The following is a 22,465-nucleotide window of genomic DNA, read 5'->3' on the forward strand; positions in this document are numbered from 1 at the left end:
ACCCGGGCTCGCCCGGAGGTAATCCACTTGAACAAGGCCCTCGAACAGCACCATCATCGGACGCTTCCAGCCCGTAGCTTGTTCATCAACTCGACTGTTCAGTAGTTGAGTTGGAGATTCCGTATGTGCCGAACCGGCGTTTCGCGCGCCCGCGTGGCCGACCTGAGCCCGAAGGACCCGTGGCCAGTCCCGGCCCCGAACAGCGGGCCGTGCCCGCCCGAGAGATCAAGGAGTCCAACCGGTGATCGACTTCGGTGAACTGACCGCATTGGCCGCCCGCGAGGGCAGGGAGCGGATCGGGGTCGGCGTGGTGGTCCGCGACGCCTCGGGCCGAATCCTGCTGATCCGCCGGGCCCCGCACGACGCCCTGCCCGGCCTGTGGGAGTACCCCGGTGGAGGCCGGGACGACGGCGAGGGCGTGGAGGAGGGCGCGGCCCGGGAGCTGGCCGAGGAGACCGGGCTCGCCGGCCTGCCGCTGGAGTACCTGCGGCACCTCGACTTCACCAACCAGTCCGGGCGGCGGGTGCGGCAGTTCGTCTTCACCAGCACCGTCCCCGACGGCACCCCGGTGGCCCTCTCCGCGGACCACGACGACCACCAGTGGGCGGACGCGAACTCCCTGCCGCCCACCGGCGACGGGCAGCGGGAGGTGATCGAGTGGCTCACCCGCCGCTTGGCAATCCCCGGCTGGCGGCCGGTCGGCGGCTACCTCACCACCATCGCCCGTCCCACGGCCTACGGCAGCTTCCTGATCACCGACCCGCAGGGCCGCATCCTCGGCATGCGCTCGACCATCAACCCGACGGTGTGGAACTTCCCCGGCGGCAACGTCGAGCACGGTCGGACACCGTTCGCCACCGCGCTGATCGAGGGCATGGAGGAGCTGGGCCTCGATCTCGCCGCCGAGAATCCCGAGGTGACCGCCCAGCGGCGCCTGGTCGCCGTCATCCACGAGCAGGCCGGTACCGAGTACCCGGTGCCGGTCTGCGGCTATGTCTTCGACGGCGGCGTCCTCACCCCCGAGCAGCAGGCGAGGATCCGTCTCGATCCGGCCGAGCACACCGAGTGGCGGTTCGAGACCGCCCACGACTGGCGCGCGCTCATGGACCCGGACCGGTACCAGCGGCTCCGGCAAGTGCTGCGCGCCCACCGCTCCGGTCTCACGCTCTACCTGGAGCGCCCCGCACCGCCCGACGACGACTTCGAAGGCGTCCTCGTCCTCGTCACCGACCCCGCAGGCCGGCTGCTGATGAACCTGCGCGAAGACAGGCCCGGCCCCTGGCCCGGTTACTGGACGCCGATCGGCGGCTGGCGCGAAGGCCGGGAGACGGCCGAGGAGACCGCTGCGCGCGAGGTCGCCGAGGAGGCCGGGATCACCGTCTCCGACCTGCGGCCCCTCCCCGGCCCGCACCACGACCTCGGCCTCCCGCTCACCCAGGTCCTGCACGCCGTCTGGACCGGCCCCGAGAGCGACCTCCAACTCGGCGACGAGGGCCTGGCCGTGCGCATGGTCCCCCTCGACGAGGTGCCGCTGCTCAAGGTCCCGCCCTACATGCAGCACTACTTGCCGCTGCTCGCCGCCTCGGCCGACCGGATCGCTGGGGGGACCGCGTGAACACACCCGAGCACACCCGGTGCCCCACCGTCACCGCGTCCCGGACAGCCGGAGCGGATCCGATCACCCTGGTCGTCGGCGTCCACCTCGTCCTGACCGACACCGGCAGCGTGCTGCTCGGCCGGCGCCGCAACACCAGCTACGCGAACGGCCTGTGGCACCTGCCGGCCGGGCACATGCTCGCGGGCGAACCGGTGACGGGCTCGATGTGCCGCGAGGCCAACGAGGAACTGGGCATCCATGTGCGCGAGGAGGACCTCGTCCTCGTCCACACGTTGCACCACCTCGACCCGGACGACGGTCGCAGTCGTCTCCAGCTGTTCTTCCGCCCCACCCGCTACGACGGCCACGTGCGCAACGCGGAGCCGCACAAGTGCGAGGACCTGCGTTGGTGGCCGCTCGACTCGCTGCCGGACGACACCGTCCCCTACACCGCCCACGCGCTCGCCGAGATCACCCGCGGCAGCACCCTGTCCACCGTCGGGTGGACCCCGTGAGCGCCCCCGACATGCCAGCCGACGTCAACCGGCTGCTGCGCGCGACGGCAGAGGACTACGAGCTGCTGGGCGCGCGCTCCCTCGATCGCGCCGGCCAGCCGGTCGTCTGGGAGGTCCTCGGTGCCGCCGGGCGCAGGCTGTTCGCCAAGCGCCACAAGAACGCGCTCATGCACCAGCGAGAAGCCGCCGCCTACCGTCTCCTCGCACCAGGGCTCGGCAGCGGCCGGGCACCGGCCCTGCTTGCCGAGGACACCCGGTCGCTGCTCGTCGTCACCTCCGCGCTGCCCGGCACCCCGGTCATCAGCACCGACCTCACCGCCGCCGAGGAGCAGGAGGTGTACCGGCAGGCCGGGCACCTCGCCGCGGTCATCCACGCGCAGCCGACGGCCGGCGCTCCCGTCGGCGAGTACCTGCCCTGGGACCAGGAGCGCGAACGCGCGCTGGCCCGCGCCCGGGAGGCGCGCCTCCCGGAGGAGGACATCACCGTCTTGGCCGAGGCGACCCGCCACGAACCCCCGCGCACGGCGCTCGCCTACTGCCACGGCGACTTCGGCCCTCGGAACTGGATCGTGCGCCGCGAGGGCGACCGGCTGCTGCTCGGGGTCATCGACTTCGAGCGCAGCCACGTCGAAGCGCCCGCGCGCCGCGACCTGATGCGCCTCACGCTCCAGCTCACCCCCCGTCGCCCCGACCTGCGAGCCGCATTCACCACCGGATACGGGCGCGAACTCACGCCGCAGGAGCGGGCGGCGTGCCGGGCGTGGGCCGCGATCGACTGCCCCGCCGCGCTGCGCTGGGCCATGGGCCACCACCGGGACGAGGAGGTCCTCGGCTACGCCCGCACCGTCCTCGACCTGCTGCGCCACCCGAACCCCGTTGCGTGAACACCCTTTTCCTCACTACCGGTTGGAGTCTCCGTGCAGTCCCTGCGTCAGGCCGTGTGCGTCATCGTCCACGACGAGAAGGCGAGCAAGGTCGCCTGCGTCCACTACGCCAACGATTCCTGGTCCACGGTGCCCGCCTGGACCGTCCCCGGTGGCAAGGTCGAGGAGGGCGAGCGTCTGGACGAGGCCGCCGCCCGCGAGCTGCACGAGGAGTCGGGCCTGGTCGTCGCCCCCGAGGACCTGCGGCTGGTCCACACCATCCAGGTCAAGGCCGGGTGGGACGGCAAGGGCCCGTTCCTGCTCTCGGTCTTCGCCGCGACCTCGTGGCGGGGCGAGCTGACGAACACCGAGCCGGACAAGCACCTCGCCGTCCTGTGGATGGACGCCTCCGCGCTGCCCACCCCGATGTTCCCCACCTCGCACGCCGCCCTCACCGCCTACCTCGCCGGCGACGGGCGGGGTTCTCCACCTACGGCTGGGACGCCTCGGAGGACCTGCGCGCCCTGGTCGGGGCCTGAGATGCCCGGCCGCCACCGCCGCCCGCCCACCGGCGAGCAGGCGGCCCTGCCCGCGGACATCGACCTGCGGCTGCTCGCCATCACCCAGGGTCGCACCGTCACCGAGGAAGGCGTCGCCACGCTCCCCGGCTCCGCGCACGCGTACGCCTACCGCACGCTCTACCGGCCCGACGGCAGCGCGGAGAGGCTGCTGGAGCGCCTGGCTCCCGGCCCGCTGCGCCCGCCCGGCCTGCGCCCCACCGACTGACCCGTCCGCCGGCGCCCCGACCGAGAGGAGCGGCAGTGTCCGCCGCAGACCACTGGAACGACCACTACAAGCAGGGGAAAGGATTTCGTCCCGTCGCCGAGCTGGAGGTCGACCTGCTCACCGAGCATCTCGGCCCCGGCAACGGCCGCCGGGCGCTCGACGTGGGCTGCGGCACCGGCGAATACTCCGCCGCCCTCCACGATCTGGGCTTCCAGGTCACGGGCGTCGACTTCTCCGAGGTAGCCGTCGCCACCGCCCAGGACCGGCAGGGAGAGCGCGACGGGCTCGACTTCCGGCTCCTCGACGTGGACCGCGGGGGCCTGGACATGCTCCCGGCCGGCGAGTTCGACCTGATCACCTGTCGGCTGTTCCTCCCGTTCGCCGACCTCGTGCCGACCGTCGCCTGCGCCCGTCGCCTCCTCGTCCCCGGCGGCCGACTGCTCGTCACTACCCCGCTCGCCGAACGCCAACGCGCCGGCTGGGAATCGATCGGTCTGCGCTCGGCCAGTCTCGACCTGCTGCGCGCCTTCGGCTGGAGCGCCATGACCGAGTACCCGCTCGACGACCTGCTCTGCCTCCTGCTGACCACCCACTTCGCCCTGGAGAGGACCAGCCGATGACCCCCACCACCGCCGCCCGACCCGCCGTCCCCGAGGACGCCGACGAACTGCTGCGCCTGCGCGTCGCCGTCCTGGACGGCGGCCCGCTCACCGACGAGTGGCGCAACACCTTCCGCGACGACATGCGCGAGCGCCTGAACACCGACCCGAACCTGCTCGCCTACGTCGTCCCCACCGAGAGCGGCCTCGCCGCGTGCGCCATCGGCATCGTCTACCGCGGCTACCTCGGCCCCGCGTTCCCCACCGGCCTGTGGGGCCGCATCCACACCGTGGTGACCGACCCCGCCCACCAGCGACGCGGACACGGCCGGGCCGTCACCACCGCCCTCGTCGAAGCCCTCAAGGACCGCGGCTGCGGGTCCGTCGAACTGCGGGCCACCGCCGCCGGCGCGGGCCTGTACCGCACCCTCGGCTTCGAACCCCTCGACGGCTTCATGACACTGCGACCCGGCCCCGGCGGGTGGGCGCGGTGACCGCCTTCGACCTCGACGCCTACAACGAGCGGGCCCGCAACGGGCCGTGCTTCATCTGCTCAATGCTCGCCGGCGCCCCCGGCTACCAGCACCGGATCGTCCTGGACGACGGCCTCCACGTCGCCTTCCTCGACCGTTACCCCACCCTGCACGGCAAGGTCCTGGTCGCCCCGCGCACCCACGTCGAGGACACCATCGGCGACTTCACCGAGGACCAGTACCTCACCCTGCAACGCGTGGTCCACCGCGTCGCCACCGCGCTCACGGCGACCGTTCCGACCGAGCGCGTGTACGTGCTGAGCCTCGGCAGCCAGCAGGGCAACGCCCACGTCCACTGGCACATCGCCGCCCTCCCGCCCAACACCCCCTACGAGCAGCAGCAGTTCCACGCCCTGATGACCGAAGACGCCGGGGTACTGCCCGACGACCCCGAGCAGGCCGACCGCCTCGCCGCCGACCTGCGCGCCCGCCTCAACGGAGGAACCTGACCGTGGCCTTCGTCCCGCCCAAGCAATTCGTCCCCACCCTGCCGCACGGCGTCTCCTACGCCGGCGTGTTCTTCACCGACCGCCGGGACCGGCCGCTGCTGCTCACCTCGGTCCATCACCCGGGCGAGTACCAGTACCCCGGAGGACTTCTGGACCCGGGTGAGGACCCGTGGAGGTGCGCACTGCGGGAGACCGGCGAGGAGATCGGCTTCGTCCCCGCCTCTCTGGACGACGCGCCCCGTCTCCTGCTGCTCTCCTTCACCCCGCCCGAGCCGCCGTGGCCGTGGAAGATCGGTGTCACCTTCGACGGCGGCCGGCTCACCGACGAGGAGATCGAGCGGATCACCCTCGACCCCGCCGAGCACAGCGGCCACGCGGTGCGCACCGTCGAGGACTGGTCGACCATCGTCACCCCGCGCCGGCTGCGCACGCTGCGCGTCTCGCTCTGCGCCCGCCGTACCGGCCGCGCCGAGTACCTCGTCTCCGAGCCCCGGGTGCCGGGCGAGAACGGATGACGACCCCCTCCCGCAACGTCCGCACAGTTGAGGAGAGCGATTGAAGACCCGCCCGACCAAGCCCCCGGCCGACGAGAGCGTCTCCGACAGCGAGCAGTTCCTGTTCGGCGGCCGTCTGCGCTACGACTACGGCTTCACCCACCACGAGCAGACCATGCTCAAGATCGACTTTCTCACAGTCGCCCGCCAGATCCCCCGCCTGCTCCGCACCGCCCTGCGCCTGGCCTGGCAGGCCGACCGGACCGCCCTGGTGGTCATCGCCGTCGCCGAGATCGGCCGAGCCCTGGCCGCAGCCTTCGGCCTGCTCGCCACCAGCCGCGCCCTCGCCTCCCTCTTCGCCTCCGGCAGCGCCGACCAGCTGCTGCGAGCGGCACTCCCCGCCGCGCTCGCCGTCGGCGGCGCCTCCGCCCTCTCCGCGCTCCTGGGCATCGCCTCCTCCTGGGCGGGCGGCCGGCTGGAGCCCAAGACCGAACGCGCCGCCACCGTCGCCTTCCTGCGCGGTGCGGCCCGCGTGGAGCTGGCCTCCCTGGAGGACCCGGACTTCAGCAGGCTGCTGGAGTCCGCCCGGTTCGGCACCGCGGCGGTGCGGCGCCTCATCAGCCAGAGCATCGCCGTCCTCACCGCCCTGCTCGGCCTGGCCGCCGCCGGCGGGGTTCTGCTGACCCTCGACCCGGTGCTCATGCCCATGCTGATCTTGATCGCAGCTCCGAAAGGATGGGGCGCTGTACGCTCGGCCCGCCGCCGCTACGGCTCGATGATGGCCTGGCTCCAGCACCACCGGGCCTCCGCCATCCTCGCCCAGCTGATCACCCAGCCGCACTCCGCACCCGAGGTCCGCGTCCACGCCATCGGCCCGTTCATCCTCGGCCACTACACCGCGATGGCCGAGGCCTCCGAACAGGAGCAGAACCGCCTCGCACGCGCCGCCGCCGGCACCTCCCTGCTCGCCTCCGCCCTCTCCGGGCTGGCCGCCGCCGCGACCTTCGCCGTCCTGGGCTGGCTCGTCCACGACGGGCAGATGGCCCTCGCCGTCGCCGGGACCGCGGTCGTCGGTATCCGCACCGGAGCCGCCGACATCACCTCCCTCGTGCGCACCGCGAACGGACTGTACGAGGAGGCCCTGTTCGTCGCCGACCTGGAGCGTCTCCAGCGCGAGTCCGAGCGCCGCGCCATCCCCACCGGCGGCACCGACCTCCCGCACCGCCCGGAGACCATCACCCTGGAAGGCGTCGGCTTCACCTACCCCGGCCGCACGAACCCGGCCCTGTCCGACGTCACCCTGCAGATCCCGCGCGGACAGGTCGTCGCCCTGGTCGGGGACAACGGCTCCGGCAAGTCCACCCTCGTCAAGATCCTCTGCGGCCTCTACCTCCCGGACACCGGCCGCATCCGCTGGGACGGCACCGACACCGCCCGAGCCGACCGCGACCAGCTGTTCTCCTCCATCGCCGTCCTCGAACAGGACTTCCAGCGCTGGCCGTTCACCCTGCGCGCCAACGTCCTGGTCGGCCGCCCCGAGCACGGCGACGACCCCGCCCTCCTCAAGCGCGCCGCCGACTACGCCGAGCTGCACCCCATCGTCGAGGCCCAGACCAACGGCTGGGACACCCTCGCCGCCCGCGGCTTCCAGGGCGGCGTCCAGCTCTCCGGCGGGCAGTGGCAGCGCGTCGGCATGGCCCGCACCCACCACCGCGCCACCACCCACGGCCCCGGCGGGCGACCCACCCACCTCGTCATCGCCGACGAGCCGACCTCCGCCCTCGACGCCCAGTCCGAGGTGGCCGCCTTCGCCCGCATCCGCGAACTCGCCGACCAGGGCCTCACCGTCATCCTGATCACCCACCGGCTCGCCGCCACCGCCGACGCCGACCTCATCTACGTCCTCCACCAGGGCCGGCTCGCCGAACAGGGCAGCCACGCCGAGCTGATGGCCGACCCCGACGGCCGGTACCGGGCCTCCTACCTCCTCCAGGCCGCCCAGTACGCCACCACCGTCCCCCAGCAGCGCGACGCCGACCGGGCCCACAACGAGCCGGCCCCGGAACCTGCCTGACCCCCGCCCGGCGGGCACCCGACCGGGTGCCCGCCCCGTGTCCACCCCCTTCGAGGAGCCGACCGTGTCCGACCGAGAGCGGCTGCACGATGCCGTGCGCGAGGTCCGCGAGTCCTACGACCAGCTGAACGAACAAAGGCTCGGACGCCGGTGGGACCTCACCGACTACGCGCTCGGCTTCGTGGGCGACGTGGGCGATCTCGCGAAGCTGATCATGGCCCACGAAGGGCACCGTACCGACGTGGCGGCCGGCCGCGAGCTGCTCGCCCACGAGCTGTCGGACTGCCTGTTCTCCCTCCTCGTGATCGCGGAGGCGACCGGTATCGACCTCGAAGCCCGGTTCCCCGCCGACATGGCCGCACTCACCGCCCGCATCCGCGCACGGATCACCGCCGACGGACCGGCGTCTCCCGCTGACGCCGACGGCGGGCCGCTTCCACCCGCCGCACCGTGACTTCGTCCGTCCTCCCCCCGGTAGTCCTGAGCGACCTGCGGCCCGCCGCCCCCTCCGCCCCGAACCGAGAGCCTCGTGATCATCCAGTTCACCAACCACGGACTGCCCGTCCCCTCCATCACCTCCTGGTCCGCCGAATCCCCCCGCACGCCGGAGCCGATACGGTGCAAAAGGCCCGACGGCCCCTTCCTGGGCTACGCCGACGAGCTCGCCCAGGACCGCGGCTGGCACGGCCCGCTGCTCGTGCGCCGGCCCCTTGCCCGGAGCCGCGCCATTGCCGCCCGGCACTGGGAGGGTGAGCCGTACAACCGGGAGCCGGACGCCCACAGCGAGCCAGCCTGGGTCGATCCCGCCGGCCCACCCACCGGCTGTCACCCCTTCACCCACGAGATCCCGCACCTGTTCACCGCCGACCACCGGTACGCCGACGCGGGTGCCCCGCGACGGTCCGGAGGTGGGGCCGGATGACGGTGTCCACCCGGGGGCCACAGGCTTCGGCGTGGGCGAGCCGGTCCTTCCGGTACCTCCTGGGGAGCGAGGCCGTGAGCCTGTCCGGGTCGGCGGTGAGCACCATCGCCCTGCCCGCGCTGGCGGTCCTCAAGCTCCACGCGAGCGCGACCGAGGTCGCGGTGCTCGCCTTCGTCGGCCAGCTGCCGAACACACTCGCGCTGTGGGCCGGGGCCCTGTCGGACCGGTACGACAAGCGGCGTCAGCTGATCGGCGCGGATCTGGCGGCGGCCGGCGCTCTGGTCACGGTCCCGGCCGCCGCCCTGGGCGGCGTGCTGACCATCGGCCAGCTGTACGTGGTTCTCCTCGTGACCGGCGCAGCGAAGGTGGTGCACGACGCCGCGGCGATCAGTCTGCTGCCCGCCGTCGTCACGCCGAAGCAGTTGCAGGGCGCCAACTCCCGGCTGGGCGCAGCGTCGTCGGTGGCTGACAGCGCGGGCAGCAACGCGGGTGCCGCGCTCGTCGGTGCCGTCGGCCCGGCGACGTCGGTCCTCGCCGACGCCGCCTCCTTCCTGGTCTCCGCCGTGCTCGTCTGGCGTATCCATACCCCCCGGCCGTCCGGACGGTCGGCGGAGGAGGGACGGCGCAGCCTCATGCGGGACATCGCCGAAGGCGTGCGGTACGTGATCGGGCAGCCCACGATCCGCACGGTGATCGCGGCCCTGTCCGCGCTCTCGTTCGGCCTGGCGATCATGAACACGTACTGGGCCTTTCACCTCCTGACGACGCTCGGCGTCTCCCCGGCCGGGCTCGGGGTGATCATGGGCGTCGGCGGTGTCGGGAGCCTGGCCGGTGCGCTGCTCGCGCCGAGGGTCGCGGCCCGAATCGGCATCGGGCCCACGATCGTCGCCGGATTCGCGGTCAGCCCACTCGCCCAGCTCCCCCTGCTGCTCGCCGGGCCCGGGCTCGGCTGGCAGGTCACCCTGGCTGCGGCGCTCACCGTGCAGTTGTTCTGGGCCACCGCGTCCGGGACCAGTCAGAGGTCCCTTCGTCAGACCCTGTGCGACCCGCGGTTTCAGGGCCGGATGCAGGCGGCCAGCACCACGGTGACCGCCGGGAGCCGGCCGCTGGCCGCCGCGTGCGCCGGCGCGCTCGCACTCGTCCTGGGCGTGCCGACCGTCCTTGCCGTCGGCGCGCTCCTCCAGGTCGTACCGGTGGTCCTGCTGCTGGCCTCCCCCGTGCGCACGCTGCGGGACATGCCCGCCCCGACCGTCCCCGCGGCCGTGCCGCCCGCCCGAGAAGGAACATCATGACCACCACCACGTCCACCGCGAGCACCGCCTACTGGGAGCCGCTCTGGGCCGGTGGCCGCCGCTACCGGCAGACCGACGATGCCGAGAGGCGGCTGATGGACGAGCACCTCGGCCCCGGACGCGCCCGGCCGGCCCTCGACATCGGCAGTGGCGACGGCACTCTGGCCCGCCGCCTCCACCACGAGCTCGGCTACCGTACGACCGGCGTCGACTGCGCCCCCAGCGCACTCGCCCTCGCCGCCACCCTCGACACCGGCCCCGGCCCCGGCCCGGTCTGGCGGTGCCTGGACATCACCACCGACGACCTCACCGCCCTGCCGGACCCGGCCTACGCGCTCGTCACCTGCCGCCTGGTCTACCGGTGGATGGACGACAAGGCCGCCTTCGTCCACCGCGTCCGCCGGCTCCTCGCGCCCGGCGGAGTGTTCTGGGTGGTCGCCGAGATCGCCGGCCGCCGCACGACCACGGACCCGGCCCTCCAAGAGCTTGGGATCACCCCTGCCGAGGCTGAGCTCCTCACGACCGGCTGGTCCGTCGTGCGCACGGCCGACCTCGACGTGCTCCGCTGCTACGCGCTGCGTCCCTGACCCCGCCCCCGCACTGTGATGGAGGACCTGGTGACCATCGAGAACGACACCGTCGCGATCTGGAACACCTATGGCGCTCACCAACTGGCCAGGGGGCTTGAGCTGCCCGAGCTGGACCGGTGGGACTGGGGAATCCCGGACACCGGACCCGGCATCAAGGCCCTCGGGGAGGTCGCGCGGCTGCGTGTCCTCGACCTCGGCAGCGGGCTCGGCCGCCACGCCGCACGGCTGGCCGCCCTGGGCGCCGACGTCACCGCCGTGGACGTCTCCCCCGCCCAGCACCGGCGCGCTCTCGCCCGCTATCCGGGTAACCAGGGTCTGCACCTGGTGTGCGCCGACGCCGTGGCCCACCTGTGCGACGCCGATCCGTACGACCTGATCTACTCCGTCGGCTCAGTGCCGTACCTGGACCCGGACCGGCTGCTGCCCGCCCTGGCCAACGGCATCAGGCCCGGCGGGCGCCTGGTCTTCTCCGCGCTGCACACCAACTCCCACGGCTCCGGACCCTCGACCGAGGCGGCCCCGCGGCCCGAGATCCTTCGACTGCCCGGCACCACCGAGGACCACTCCGTGGACATGTGGGTTCTCACGCCACAACTATGGGAGGACCTCCTGGTCCAGCACGGTCTCACCATGGAATCGGTCACGGCGATCGACTCACCGACCCCGGAGAACCCGCTCTCCTACCGGCTGTACGCGGGCCGCCGCCCCCAGCGCGTACCGAGCCGCCCTCGCACCAGCGAGCCGCCCCCGCCGAACACCGCGCTGGGCGTCGGTGTGATCGTGAACGGCCCGGAAGGTGTCCTGCTCGGACGGCATCGGCACCGCACCTGGGAACTCGCCGGCGGGACCGTCGAGCCGGGCGAGAGCTTCGCCGAAGCCGCCGTTCGTGAACTCCGCGAGGAGACCGGCCTCGTGGCCAAACCTGACGACGCGCAGGTGTTGGGCACGCTCCTGGACCGGGTGGGCGGCGTCGCCCGGGTGACGGTGCCCGTCCTCGTCACCCGCTGGTCCGGCATCCCCCACCAGCGCGAAGAGACCATCGGGTCCTGGCGGTTCTGGCCCCTGGACGCGCTGCCCCAGCCGGTGTTCGTACCGAGCGCCCAGTGCCTGACGGCCTGGGACCCGGCCCTCCCGCTCGACCACCCGCCCGCCCACTTCCAGCCCTACGACAGCCCCGGCCGGCCCTAGCCCGGCCGCCACCCACCACCACGTTCGACAGAAAGGGACCACCACCGTGACGCCACCCCCTCCCGCTGCTCCCCGGCCGTCCCTCCTGGGGGTCTTCGGCCACCCGGACGACGAGTCCCTCCTGGCCGGGGGCGTCCTCGCGCAGCACGCCGCTTCGGGCGCGGCGACCGCCGTGGTCACCGCCACCTGGTCCCCCGACAGCCACCGGGCCGCCGAACTCGCGGATGCGCTGTCCATCCTGGGGGCCGGGGAACCGAGGATGCTCGGCTACGCCGACGCTCGCATCCCGGACTCCGCGCCCGACCGGCTCCGGCTGTGCGACGCCCCGCTGGACGAGGTGGTGGGGCTGATCGTCGGACACATCCGCGCCGTGCGACCTCAGGTCGTGGTGACCCACGACGGCTACGGCCAGCTGACCGGACATCCGGATCACGTCCGGACCCACCAGGCGACCGTGCTGGCCTACCACGCCGCCGGCCTCGAGCACCTCCACCCGAAGGCCGGAGCGCCGTGGCGGCCCGGAGCCCTGTACGCGGCCACGCACCCGCACGCGGGGGTGGGCGAGCTGGGACCGCTTCTGGAGCGGGTCGGGAAGAAGGTGCTCAGTGTGCCGGACGAGCACGTCACCGCAGCCGTCGACGTACGGCCGTGGCTCCAGCGGAAATGGGGTGCCATCCTCGCGCACCAGAGCGAAGTGGCCCGGGAACGACCTCTGCCCGGCATCCTGGCCCGCCTGCCGGTCGATACCCGGCACCGGATCCTGTCCACCGAGTACTACACGCGCCTCGACATCAAGCCCGCCGCAGGCGGCCTGACCGAGCTGACGTCCTGACCGGTACGACGATGCCATATGCCGCCAAGGCCCGCCCGGCCACCAGATGAACCTGGTGCCGACCCCACGTCCCCTCCTCCCATGAGAAAGGTCCGTCACCCGTGACCGTGCCCCGCCCCGCCACATCCGACGACGCCGCCGAGATCGCCCGGCTCCGATCGCAGCTGATCCTGTCCGAACCGCTGGACGCGACCTGGCTCACCATCTGCCGGGACCAGCTCGCCGACCGGCTCCGGCCCGGCGGCGACGCTCGCGCCTGCGTCGTCGACGCCCCGTCCGGAGGTCTCGCCAGCTGCGCTCTCGGCCTCATCCACGCCGTACTCCCCGCCCCCAAGTACCCCCGGGGCCTCGCCGCGCGGATCCACGCCGTGGCCACCGACCCCGACCACCGGCGCCGAGGCTACGCACGGGCCGCCCTCGCCGGACTGCTCGCCCGGTTGGAGAAGGACGGCGTCACCCTCTACGAGCTGTACGCCAGCGAGGGCTCAGCTCCGCTGTACGCCTCACTCGGCTTCACCAGCGACCCCGCACTCATGCGGATGACCCGGTTCCCCACCAGCGGGAGCTCCGCATGAGTCAGGGCCCGGCCTGGCTGCCCCCCCCGAGCGGTACGCCGAGACCCTGCCGAAGGCCACGATCTTCGGCTCCGTGTTCTTCACCGACGAACACGATCACCCGGTGCAGCTGAGGGCCGTCTACTCCGCGGTCCACCCCTGGCAATGGCCCGGGGGAACAACCGAACGAGGCGAACGACCGTGGGAGACGGCGGTACGGGAGTGCGAGGAGGAGACCGGGCTCGTACCACCCGGCCCGCCGCACCTCCTGGCGGCGGTGTTCGGCTTGCCCGGGACCGAATGGCCCTACGCCACGGCCGGCTTCGTCTTCGACGGCGGCCGGCTCACCACCGCGCAGATCAGCAGCATCCGGCTCGCTCCGGACGAGCACGACGAAGTCCGCGCGCTGCCGCTGCCTAAGTGGCGGCCACTCATGCCGGCCCGGGACTTCAACCGGCTGACCACAGTGATGAACGCCCGCCGGACCGGCACGACGGCGTACTTCGATTCCTGGGACTGGGAGGTATGAGTGAGCATCCTCCTGATGTCCGATCCACGCGTGGCGACGATCCCCGTCGTGGACCGCGGCGAGCGCCTCTTGGACGTCCGCGCCGACGGCGAGTTGCTGGTCGACAGCCGCAGAGCCGACGAGACGGGCGCCTTCGCCCATCTCCGGCAAGGAGTCCTGGAGAGACTGCTGCACGCCCAGGCGCTCCTGCCCGACGGGCTGCGCCTGCTCCTCATCGAGGGCTTCCGGCCTCCCGCCCTGCAACGACAGTACTTCGAGCAGTACGCGCAGGAGTTGCGCGCGGCCAACCCGACGTGGAGCCCCGAGCAGGTCCGGGAGGCCTCCAGCCGGTTCGTCTCGCCCCCGGATATCGCGCCGCACAGTGCCGGCGCCGCCGTCGACATCACCCTCGTGAACACCGAAGGCATCGAACTGGACATGGGCACGCGCGTGAACGCGAGCCTGGAAGAGAGCGCTGGCGCCTGCAACACCGGCGCCGACTCGATCAGCCACCAGGCCCACACGAACCGGACCACGCTGAGCACCGCCCTGTCCGCCGCCGGGTTCGTGAACTACGCAACCGAGTGGCGGCACTGGAGCCGCGGCGACCGGCACTGGGCGCTCATGACGAACCAGCCCTGCGCCCTGTACGGGCCACGAGAGCTTCCTTGACCATGTCGGCATCAGCCGGCCGAACACCGATCATCCGCCCTACTCCCCGGAGGAGTTGAACGTGCCGCCCACGATACGGATCGCCAATCTCAACGCGTACAAGCTCACGATCGATCAGCCGCCAGAGCGTTGGGAGGCTAGGGCCACCGCGATCAAGGAGATCACCCCCGACGTCCTGGCCCTTCAGGAGGTCCTGGTCGATGGGGCCCTCCGCGACGGGGAGACCGAGCTCGAACGGACCGAGCGGTGTCGGGCCGAGGCCGCCGGGATCATCGAGCGTCTCGCGGCCGACTGCGGACTGACCGCCACGACCGTACGCGCCGACGGAACATCCGGTGGCATCGCCATGGCGAACAACCAGCACCGGGGTTGGTTCACTGCCGTCCTCTGGAATCCGGACACCGTGCGCGCGGTGCCCGGTGGGTTCCGCGCCCATGGCGCGCCGGACTTCTGGCACGGTTTCACCACGATCCAACTCGACATCGGCGCGGCTGTGCCGGTAGTCATCGGCTCGTATCACGGCGACCCGTTCCGCCCGGACTTCCGCGCGGATGAGGCACGGCGGTTGAAGGGGGCGCTCCGCCGCACCGGCGGCGCGAAGCCGGGGTTCGTGCTGGGCGACTTCAACGCTATCTCCGCCGCAACCATTACCACTCCCGACGGCTCGACGTCCTTCTACGACGCCGAGCCGTACAGCCAGCAGGACCATGATGACCTGGAGTACCAGGTGCTGGAAGGCACCATCGGCAAGGGGAATCTCGCTGATCGCCGGCAGACCGAGATCTTGTTGCGCCGGGGCTTCATGGTCGATGCCGCCGCACACCTGGGGGCGCCGTGGGAGCCGACGGTCAGTCATTGGGAGGACGGCAAGGGCGACCCGGATCCGTGGGGGCCGCGCAGGATCGATCTGGCGCTGGCGACCCGTCCGGCCGCCCCCGCCGTGATCAGCTACCAAACCCACCGCAGCCCGGCCGCACTGGCCGCGTCCGACCACCTGCCGATCATTGTGGACGTCGACCCGGCCGCCATTTCCCGTGACCCCGAGGCTTCTGGCGGGTGACACGAGAGGAAGTCCCGGCAATCGTGCCACCGATGACGGTACAGACCTCTGGCGGACCGTGCGGGCCGTGACAGAGTGGTGGTCGTCAGGGGCCGCGAACGCGACCGGGCTGGCCGAGCAGCTCGTGATGAGCGCAGGCGTACGCCCGGTACTCGGGGTACTGCGAGCTGCCCCCGGGCAGGTCAGTCGGCGGGCTGGTCTTCTCGGTAGGACCACACGCGGCCTGCAGTGGAGCCGTCGAGGTAGTCCAGCAGGGGTTCGATCTCAGGGCGGGAGGCGGTGGACGAGGCCAGGACCCTCCTGGCTTCGTCCAGCGGCAGGAGGACGGAGCCGGTGACCTTGCCATCCGGGTCGTGGACGGCGATCTCCCCGTCCCAGTCGGTGCAGTCGAAGGTAAGGACCACCGTGGAGGGGTAGCGGGTGGTCGTGGTGTTGACGAGGTAGGCCAGTGGGCCGACTGTCGCCAGGCGCAGGCCGGTCTCTTCGAGGACCTCGCGGATGAGAGCCTCGCCGAGGAGTTCGCCGCGCTCGACCCCGCCGCCGGGGATGGACCACATCTCCTGGCCGTCGCGCTGCTCCTGAACGAGGACGATCTGGTCTCCGCGTCGCAGCAGGGCTGCGACGACCTGGACGCCGGGGCCGGCGACGGGCGCGGGGGCCGAGGTGGTGGTGGGCTGGGTTGCGGTCATTGCTCACTCCAGTTCGTCTCGCAGGGCCGCTGTGCATCCGGGGATCTGGGTGGGGTCGCGGCCGTGCCAGTACAGGAAGTACGAGAGGTGGATGACCAGGCGGTGGAAGGTGAGGCGCTGCTCGAGCCTCGGGTCGGCCGGCTGGGCGCGCTGCCGCCAGTAGGCGTCCAGCAGCTGTCGGCGGTCCTCGGGTGAGGTGAGGCACCAGCGGTCGATCTTGACGAAGTCGCTGGCGTCCTCCGCCGCGGTGGGCGTGGTCGAAGTCGAGCAGGGCGATCTGGCCGCCGGGTCGGATAAGGATGCTATCGGCGTGTGCTGGCCGAGGCGGGTGAGGAGGTCGTTCAGCTGGCGGGTGCGCGAAGCCGGTGTCGCCGTCGCGCCGGGCCATGCCCACTCCCTGTCGCAGGTAGGGAGTTTGAGTGAGCAGGTCTGTCCCATACATGAGCGAGGGGTGGGGATTTTCTCAACGAGCCCCATCACCCGCTACAAGCCGCACGACGACAAAGCCCTTGCGGACATCGCCGTCCACCCGACCGCGTAGCACGTGTCCTGACCGCCCTGGCACCGGGCGGGGAACCCGTGCCACGGGCTCCCCGCCCCGCCCGCGGCCAGTGGACTGCGGCCCTGTCCTTCGGCGGTGTCCGCCGCATGGCCCTGGCAAGTGCGCGGGGTGTGAGTCCCACCTCCCGCAGCGCTCTCGATCGCTAGGGTGCTTCCGTGACCTGGAAATTCGCCACAAGCCGCATCGGCCACGACGGTGCTGGCGCCCTGACGCTGGAGGTGTGCCATCGCCGGGCGGACTACGGCAACCGCTTCGGCGGGATGTTCTGGCTCAGCAGCCCACCGCTGCCGGTGCAGTCGCCAGAGCTGGAAGTGTTCTGCCCCGTGTGCACGGCGGACCGAGGTCTGACCGTCTCCGGCGTGTGGGGCGGCCCTGCCCAGCTGACCTGTGTGTGTGGTCACTCGTGGACGCCCCACCTGCCCGGACTCACGCCCGAACTGTTGCTGCGGGCGCTGGTGCGCTTGGCGCTCTCATCGAATCCCGGTCCTGGTGTGCCGCTGTGGCGGATGCGAGCCGACCACGACGCCGAGCCACCCACGCCGCTCCAGCAGACTGTTCGTCCGTACCTGGTCGAGGCGGGGCGCGCGCTTAATCGCCGCGAGTGGGTATTCACCGAGGACGAGGGGCGTGTCGCCGCTGACGTGCTGACGCGAGCCGGCTGCACGGTCTACCGGAACGTCAGTGAGCTTCCGGTGGAGGAGCAGAGCGACGAGGCGCGCCTGGCCTGGGTCCGCGACAACCTCCAAGTCCTCGAAGACCACAGCCGGGCGGCCGGTGGACGTCTGGGGACGTTCATGTCGGACTGCGCGGCGGCGCTGAGTCCTGCCGCCGCTCTGACCATGGACGACCTGGAGCCCGGCACGACCTGGTCCGGCCTACCGCCGGTGCTGGACGACGCCCTCCGGGCGCTCGGAGCGGTCCATGTCGTGCTGGTCGCCGGCGCCACGGGCGACGTCGACTACTGACCACCCGGCGTTCCGGTGGATCGTTGTTCCCACGGCAGTCGTCGCCACGGCGGGGGCTGCCAGTCGACCAGCCGGGATGCGGTGATCGTCGCGGTGCTGCGAGTGCTGTCCGGTGCGACCACACGCAGACCGCCGGCGTACGGCAGGACCGTGTCCGGGCGGACCCGCACGCGGGCAGAGCCACCGCCGGGCTCGGTGAGGTGCCTGCGGCGGAGCGTCACCCACGCGGTCCAGGCACAGAGGGCTAGGCCAGCCCAGACGGACTGCCCGTCCTCGGTTTCCAGTTCGGCGAGCAGGGACTGCCAAGACCCGTCGGGGCGCCTGACTCCGTGCTCCAGGAGGACGGCGCACCGCCGTGGCGAGACGATGCCGACGACGTTGTCGGCCAGCAGCTTGTAGAGCAGCCGGCCGAGGGGGATCTCGGCCGGGATGCCGTCCAGGCCGGGCAGCGCTGCCAGGAGGAGGCCGTAGGCGATGCCGTCGTACAGGCCGTTGGCAACGCCGGGGCCGGCGGCGGTAAGGCCGAACGACACGACCGCGTCGTCCCAACCGCCCTTCCCTCCGCCGCCGTACAGCACTTCGTTGTTGCTGGGGTGCAGGGACAGGTGGACGATCGGGACCGACGCCGGTCCGCGGTCGACTACCACCGCCGTGACCCAGGCAGAGGATCTGCCATCGAGTACGGTGCTGCCGGCCAGCGCCGCCGGCACTCCGCGGTCGGGCCGATTCCGCAGCATCTGCGCGAGCGCGTGGCGGCGCGCGTCGACCGCCAGGGTCGATCCCGGGGGCACGGCCTCGCGGTGGCAGGCCAGGACGCGGCCCACCTGCCGGGCCGCCTCGCCGCCGTCGCCGACGGCCGCCGCGACCTCCTCCAGCGACACTGTGATCAACGGCGAGCGGAGCCCGGTCTGCGTTGGAGGGAAGCGGTGCAGGGCATCGGCGAGCAGCCGCACGGCCTCCTCGCGGCCCGGCACGGAGCCGATTCGATGTTCCGCCCAGGCCGTCAGGTGCTCTGCCCATTCCAGGCAGTGATCGAGCCCGCTGTCGACGGCCAGCTGGCCGAACAGCGCGTCGTCCGGTTCCATGCCGCTCCCCTCGAGCGGGCCCGGCGTCACAGGCGGAACGGGCTGGTCGGCCTGAACAGGGTGTCCAGGCCGGCCAGAAGAGCGGGCCCGGGTACGTCGTCCCCGCGGGCGGGGAGTTCGGTGCGCAGGTGCTGCCACAGGCGGGCAACGGGGTCGTTCGCGTCGGCGAGGTCGTGGCCCAGGGCAGCCAGGCGCTGTTCCCAGCGTGGTGGCACGCTACCCACGTCCTCGCCGTCCCGTAGTGCCGCGAACTCCCGAAGCTGCTCGATGCCCACCTGATCCGGTTGGGTGCTCTGTTCGTCGGCGAGGATGTACAGCGCCACGGTCACCGCAGCGCACCCGTCGCGCAGGTTTCCGTCGCGGTTTGCGTACTTGCCAACCCGGGATCCGACCAACTGGATGGTGCGCTGCCAGGCGGCCTGCCACGTGCCCGGGCCGCCCTCGCGCTGCCAGTCGCTCAGGTAGTCGATGACCGGCCGTCGGCGCGGGGCGAACTTGTCGCTCTGGGTGCGCAGACGGGTCAGCAGGGTGCGCACGGCGTCGGCCAGGCGCAGGCCGTCGGCGCTGCCCGCCGCAGCTGGGTCGGCCAGGACGAGCGCGCTCTGGACCAGCAGGAGCTCTGTTTCGTAGCCGGGGTGCCGGGCCGGGAGTCGGGGCGCGAGGGCGGCAAACAGCGCCTCGGCCAGGTCTCCGGCGGCGGGGTCGGCGCCCTCAGCGATCCGCACCTCCGCGTGACTCGGTCCGTCGTACCAGGGGCGGCTGGCCTGTTCCTCCTGATCATGGAGGCAGGCGTTCAGGAGGCGCTCGGCGCGTCGGGCCGGGTAGGCGGGGTCGACCTCGGTGAGGACGAGGTGCTGGAACAGCTGGCGGCCGGCCAAGCCCGACGGGCCGTCGGGCGAGGTGGTCGTGGTCCCGCACGAGCAGTGCAGCGTCAGCGGGTCACCCCACACGCCCTCGGCCAGGAAGTCGTCGGTTGCGCCGCACCAGGAACATGCCAGAATCTCCAGCCCCGTCGACGGCTCGTAGCGCGGGGTCGCGAGCGACGAGTCGTCGGCCTGGATCTCGTTCCAGCGCTCCGCATCGGCATCGAAGCGACGCAGCACGATACGCCCCAGCGCGAACTGCCAGCGGTGGCCTGGGTCGGTGCTGGGCGGCGGTCCCTCAACCGACGGCTCGACTCGGTAGCCGATGTCCCGCAGGAACATCGTGCGCCGACGGGACGCCAGCACATCCACGTCGGCAGCGTCATCCGGGACGGCGAGGATGTCCGCGATGTGAGCCAGGGTGCAGCTGTGGCGCCCGTTGCCGTCGCAGCAGTAAGCGTGGTGGGCGCCTACGATCTGTCGGGCGGCCTCCACGAGCACCACCAGTGGGTCCGGTTCGTGCTCATCGACCAGCAGGACTCGGCGCAGGCCGGCCGCATACCCGGTGGCGCCGAGGGGGAACGCGAACTCGGCGATCAGGCGGTCGCATTCGACGGGGTCGGCAAGCACCGACAGTACCTCGGGGTAGCACAGACTCGGCAGCGTGTCCCCCGTGATGTCCTGGCGGACGCCCTGCTGGTGCAGGGAAGCGCCCAGCAGGAGGGAGACCGCGTCGTCCCAGCCCGGCACCGCGACATCGTCCTGGTTCCCGGCCGCCCGCTCCTGGATCTGCTCCCAACGGAGCCGGAGTCGTTCGGCGTGGCGGGGCACGGCTTGAGCCCACCAGTAGGCCATTAGAGCGGCCGTGGCCACGCTTGCCTCAGGCAGGGACTGGCCGCCTCCGATGCCGTCCTCCTCGTTCGCGACGAGCAGGAACCCGGCGAGGCACTCCAACGCGCTGTCGGCGACGGCGCGCCGCCGGTCGTCGGTCATCGCCTCGCACGCGCCGTGGATGTCGCGGCCAGCGCGCAAGATCGTGGCGAGCTCGCGGAACTCCGGAGTCCCCGGGCCGCCATGGTCGTCCTGGAGCATGTGGGAGGGCAGGTCTCCGCCGCTGACACGCAGTGCGATGAGGCACGCGGTCTCGACCAGTCGGACAACCGCCACGGCGTCCTGGCAGGCTGCGTCCAGCAGCCGGTCTCGGCACTCGGCGCAGCCCTGCACCGTGGCGGCTGCCAGCTCGCCGATCATCAACAGGTCTACTGGCCGGCCGAAGGAGTCCGTCTCGCCCCCGGGCAGTTCCTGCAGGCCGTGCCAGTGACGGTCCACGACAGCCCCCTTCTTCTTCGCGGATGATCCACGGGCTCCTGGATGCCCGTAGTGGTGGTGCGGTCCAGGTTCACGCAGGCTACCTCGTGGCTGCCCCCCCGGTACGGCGGTCGCGTTCGGCTTGTCCCCCATGCCGAGGAACAGGCCGTCGACGCCCGGCACGGCGGCGATCGCCTCGGCGTTCTCGACGCCGTGGGCCGTCTCGATCTGCACGACGCACAGCACCCGGTCGTTGGCCTGCTCGAAGTAGCCGGGCAGGTCGCTGAAGTAGCCGGATTCCCGCACCGGGTTGACCCCGCGGCGGCCGGCCGGCGGGAAGCGCGTCGCTGCGGCCACCGCCTCGGCTTCGGCGCGGGTGCTGACCTTGGGCACCATCACGCCGTCGGCTCCGATGTCGAGGGCGTGCTCGATGGCGTGCTGATCGTGCGAGGGGACTCGCACCAGGACGGATACTGCTCGGCCGGCGAGGGCCTTCGTCATCCGCAGCACCTCGGGCCTTCCGAGCGCCCCGGCCTCCATGTCGATCACGACGAAGTCGAGCGGGAGCAGCCCGCACGGCTCGGCGATGCCGGGCTCGCTCCAGAGCAGGAACAGACCGAGCAGACTTGGATCCAGCCCGTCCACCGGCCCTGGCTGGCGACGGAGCTGCAGTCGGCTTGAGAGGCCGTTCGGTGCGCTTCGATGTGCAGACAGACCGGCCACCCGCCGGACGCGGGGAGTCCTGCCGGCCGAGCGAGAGGATCAGGAACAGCGGGTCGGCGGGGCGGGAGTCCAAGCGGAGCTGGAGCGCATGCGGGGCTTGGTCAGCGGCGAGCGGGCGCCGCAGGCGTTGAGGGCGATCAGCAGCACGTCCTCGGTGTTGACGTTCCACTGCTTGGCCACCTTCTCCAGGTGGCCGACCGATTCGAGCATCTCGTCTTCTCCTTCGCGCAAGTGGCGTGCGGGCGGGACGTGGCCGGGCGGCCGCGTCCGCGAGGAGCGGTCGTGCGATGTGCGGTGGTGCGGGCCCGCCGTCAAGCGGCGGCCGGGACGAGCGGCAGTTGGACGACGATCGACTTGCCGCCCGTGGCCTTGTCGCCGACGACGTCGTGGCTGCCGTGGGCCTCCTCGACCAGGCCCTTGACCAGGGCCAGACCCCAGCCGCCCGACCCGTGCGGGGCGGGCAGGGCCTTGGGTCGGTAGGGGTGGGCGTCCGTGACGACCAAGGTCAGCTCGGCGGTGTCGGCACTCAGCTCGACCTTCGCGGTCGGCGAGAGCACCGCCGCATGCCGGGCGACGTTCGTGACCAGCTCGGTGACGATCAGACAGGCGATGAACACCAGGTCCTCGTCCAGCCCCCAGGCGACCAGGACCTTCCGGGTCTCCCGGCGGGCCACCGGAATGTGCTCCTCGGTGGAGAGCACCTGGAAGACGTGGCTCGTCGCACTGGTGGACATCACAACCC

Annotated in this window: 26 protein-coding genes; 20 read left to right on the forward strand and 6 right to left on the reverse strand. The window is 72.1% G+C overall.

Annotated elements, in window-relative coordinates; translation table 11 throughout:
• Positions 1-241: 241 nt before the first annotated feature.
• The 19 genes from OG618_RS08440 to OG618_RS08530 all read left to right on the forward strand — a co-directional run bounded on the left by OG618_RS08440 (position 242) and on the right by OG618_RS08530 (position 15,528).
• Positions 242-1,615 carry an NUDIX hydrolase gene (locus tag OG618_RS08440; protein ID WP_329486678.1) on the forward strand — a complete coding sequence of 458 codons (1,374 nt, stop codon included), beginning with the start codon at positions 242-244 and terminating at the stop codon, positions 1,613-1,615.
• Complete coding sequence (locus OG618_RS08445) at positions 1,612-2,112, forward strand: NUDIX hydrolase (RefSeq protein ID WP_329486679.1); 501 nt, start codon at positions 1,612-1,614, stop codon at positions 2,110-2,112. The genes OG618_RS08440 and OG618_RS08445 overlap by 4 nt, the downstream gene beginning before the upstream one ends.
• Positions 2,109-2,996, forward strand: coding sequence for a phosphotransferase family protein (locus tag OG618_RS08450; protein ID WP_329486680.1), 888 nt, complete (start codon positions 2,109-2,111; stop codon positions 2,994-2,996). Before OG618_RS08445 ends, OG618_RS08450 begins: the two co-directional genes overlap by 4 nt.
• Positions 2,997-3,029: 33 nt before the next feature.
• Positions 3,030-3,761 (forward strand): NUDIX domain-containing protein, encoded by a 732-nt coding sequence (locus OG618_RS08455; protein WP_329486681.1) that lies wholly within the window; start codon positions 3,030-3,032, stop codon positions 3,759-3,761.
• Positions 3,762-3,796: 35 nt separating this feature from the next.
• Positions 3,797-4,381, forward strand: a complete 585-nt coding sequence (locus OG618_RS08460; protein WP_329486682.1) for a class I SAM-dependent methyltransferase — start codon at positions 3,797-3,799, stop codon at positions 4,379-4,381.
• Positions 4,378-4,854, forward strand: coding sequence for a GNAT family N-acetyltransferase (locus OG618_RS08465; RefSeq protein ID WP_329486683.1), 477 nt, complete (start codon positions 4,378-4,380; stop codon positions 4,852-4,854). Before OG618_RS08460 ends, OG618_RS08465 begins: the two co-directional genes overlap by 4 nt.
• Positions 4,851-5,342, forward strand: coding sequence for an HIT family protein (locus OG618_RS08470; protein ID WP_329486684.1), 492 nt, complete (start codon positions 4,851-4,853; stop codon positions 5,340-5,342). Before OG618_RS08465 ends, OG618_RS08470 begins: the two co-directional genes overlap by 4 nt.
• A 2-nt stretch (positions 5,343-5,344) precedes the next feature.
• On the forward strand, positions 5,345-5,857 hold the full coding sequence (locus OG618_RS08475) for an NUDIX hydrolase (RefSeq protein WP_329486686.1): 513 nt from the start codon (positions 5,345-5,347) through the stop codon (positions 5,855-5,857).
• A 40-nt stretch (positions 5,858-5,897) separates the two neighbouring features.
• Positions 5,898-7,910, forward strand: coding sequence for an ABC transporter ATP-binding protein (locus tag OG618_RS08480; protein ID WP_329486687.1), 2,013 nt, complete (start codon positions 5,898-5,900; stop codon positions 7,908-7,910).
• A 64-nt stretch (positions 7,911-7,974) separates the two neighbouring features.
• Positions 7,975-8,364 (forward strand): nucleotide pyrophosphohydrolase, encoded by a 390-nt coding sequence (locus OG618_RS08485; protein ID WP_329486688.1) that lies wholly within the window; start codon positions 7,975-7,977, stop codon positions 8,362-8,364.
• A gap of 75 nt (positions 8,365-8,439) precedes the next feature.
• On the forward strand, positions 8,440-8,832 hold the full coding sequence (locus OG618_RS08490; RefSeq protein WP_329486689.1) for an NUDIX hydrolase: 393 nt from the start codon (positions 8,440-8,442) through the stop codon (positions 8,830-8,832).
• Positions 8,829-10,124 (forward strand): MFS transporter, encoded by a 1,296-nt coding sequence (locus OG618_RS08495; protein ID WP_329486690.1) that lies wholly within the window; start codon positions 8,829-8,831, stop codon positions 10,122-10,124. Before OG618_RS08490 ends, OG618_RS08495 begins: the two co-directional genes overlap by 4 nt.
• Positions 10,121-10,711, forward strand: a complete 591-nt coding sequence (locus tag OG618_RS08500) for a class I SAM-dependent methyltransferase (protein ID WP_329486691.1) — start codon at positions 10,121-10,123, stop codon at positions 10,709-10,711. The genes OG618_RS08495 and OG618_RS08500 overlap by 4 nt, the downstream gene beginning before the upstream one ends.
• 30 nt (positions 10,712-10,741) lie before the next feature.
• Positions 10,742-11,902 carry a bifunctional class I SAM-dependent methyltransferase/NUDIX hydrolase gene (locus OG618_RS08505; RefSeq protein ID WP_329486692.1) on the forward strand — a complete coding sequence of 387 codons (1,161 nt, stop codon included), beginning with the start codon at positions 10,742-10,744 and terminating at the stop codon, positions 11,900-11,902.
• Positions 11,903-11,948: 46 nt separating this feature from the next.
• Complete coding sequence (locus tag OG618_RS08510) at positions 11,949-12,734, forward strand: PIG-L deacetylase family protein (protein ID WP_329486693.1); 786 nt, start codon at positions 11,949-11,951, stop codon at positions 12,732-12,734.
• Between the two features lie 101 nt (positions 12,735-12,835).
• Positions 12,836-13,309 carry a GNAT family N-acetyltransferase gene (locus OG618_RS08515; RefSeq protein WP_329486694.1) on the forward strand — a complete coding sequence of 158 codons (474 nt, stop codon included), beginning with the start codon at positions 12,836-12,838 and terminating at the stop codon, positions 13,307-13,309.
• A 103-nt stretch (positions 13,310-13,412) separates the two neighbouring features.
• Positions 13,413-13,817, forward strand: coding sequence for an NUDIX hydrolase (locus OG618_RS08520; RefSeq protein WP_329486695.1), 405 nt, complete (start codon positions 13,413-13,415; stop codon positions 13,815-13,817).
• 15 nt (positions 13,818-13,832) lie between these two features.
• A complete protein-coding gene (locus OG618_RS08525) occupies positions 13,833-14,468 on the forward strand; it encodes a M15 family metallopeptidase (protein ID WP_329492043.1) in 636 nt (211 codons plus the stop codon).
• A 61-nt stretch (positions 14,469-14,529) separates the two neighbouring features.
• Complete coding sequence (locus OG618_RS08530; protein ID WP_329486696.1) at positions 14,530-15,528, forward strand: endonuclease/exonuclease/phosphatase family protein; 999 nt, start codon at positions 14,530-14,532, stop codon at positions 15,526-15,528.
• 182 nt (positions 15,529-15,710) lie between these two features.
• Here OG618_RS08530 and OG618_RS08535 read toward each other — a convergent pair whose 3' ends face one another.
• Both OG618_RS08535 and OG618_RS08540 read right to left on the reverse strand, forming a co-directional pair.
• Positions 15,711-16,217, reverse strand: a complete 507-nt coding sequence (locus OG618_RS08535) for an NUDIX hydrolase (protein WP_329486697.1) — start codon at positions 16,215-16,217, stop codon at positions 15,711-15,713.
• A gap of 3 nt (positions 16,218-16,220) precedes the next feature.
• Complete coding sequence (locus tag OG618_RS08540; protein ID WP_329486698.1) at positions 16,221-16,655, reverse strand: hypothetical protein; 435 nt, start codon at positions 16,653-16,655, stop codon at positions 16,221-16,223.
• A 279-nt stretch (positions 16,656-16,934) separates the two neighbouring features.
• On the opposite strand from OG618_RS08540, the gene OG618_RS08545 reads away from it, so the two are divergent.
• Complete coding sequence (locus OG618_RS08545; protein WP_329486699.1) at positions 16,935-17,744, forward strand: hypothetical protein; 810 nt, start codon at positions 16,935-16,937, stop codon at positions 17,742-17,744.
• On the opposite strand, the gene OG618_RS08550 is transcribed toward OG618_RS08545, so the two are convergent.
• The 4 genes from OG618_RS08550 to OG618_RS08565 form a co-directional block, all read right to left on the reverse strand.
• On the reverse strand, positions 17,738-18,829 hold the full coding sequence (locus OG618_RS08550; protein ID WP_329486700.1) for a hypothetical protein: 1,092 nt from the start codon (positions 18,827-18,829) through the stop codon (positions 17,738-17,740). The two genes, OG618_RS08545 and OG618_RS08550, sit on opposite strands and share 7 nt — an antisense overlap.
• Before the next feature lie 26 nt (positions 18,830-18,855).
• Positions 18,856-21,645, reverse strand: a complete 2,790-nt coding sequence (locus tag OG618_RS08555) for an HpcH/HpaI aldolase family protein (RefSeq protein WP_329486701.1) — start codon at positions 21,643-21,645, stop codon at positions 18,856-18,858.
• A gap of 117 nt (positions 21,646-21,762) precedes the next feature.
• The gene (locus OG618_RS08560) at positions 21,763-21,933 is read right to left on the reverse strand and encodes a hypothetical protein (protein WP_329486702.1); all 171 of its coding nucleotides are present in this window, start codon (positions 21,931-21,933) and stop codon (positions 21,763-21,765) included.
• Between the two features lie 101 nt (positions 21,934-22,034).
• Positions 22,035-22,457: an ATP-binding protein gene (locus OG618_RS08565; protein ID WP_329486703.1), complete on the reverse strand. Its 423-nt coding sequence runs from the start codon at positions 22,455-22,457 to the stop codon at positions 22,035-22,037.
• Positions 22,458-22,465 lie beyond the last annotated feature (8 nt).

The organism is Kitasatospora sp. NBC_01246 (genome assembly GCF_036226505.1).
Classification (GTDB): Bacteria; Actinomycetota; Actinomycetes; order Streptomycetales; family Streptomycetaceae; genus Kitasatospora.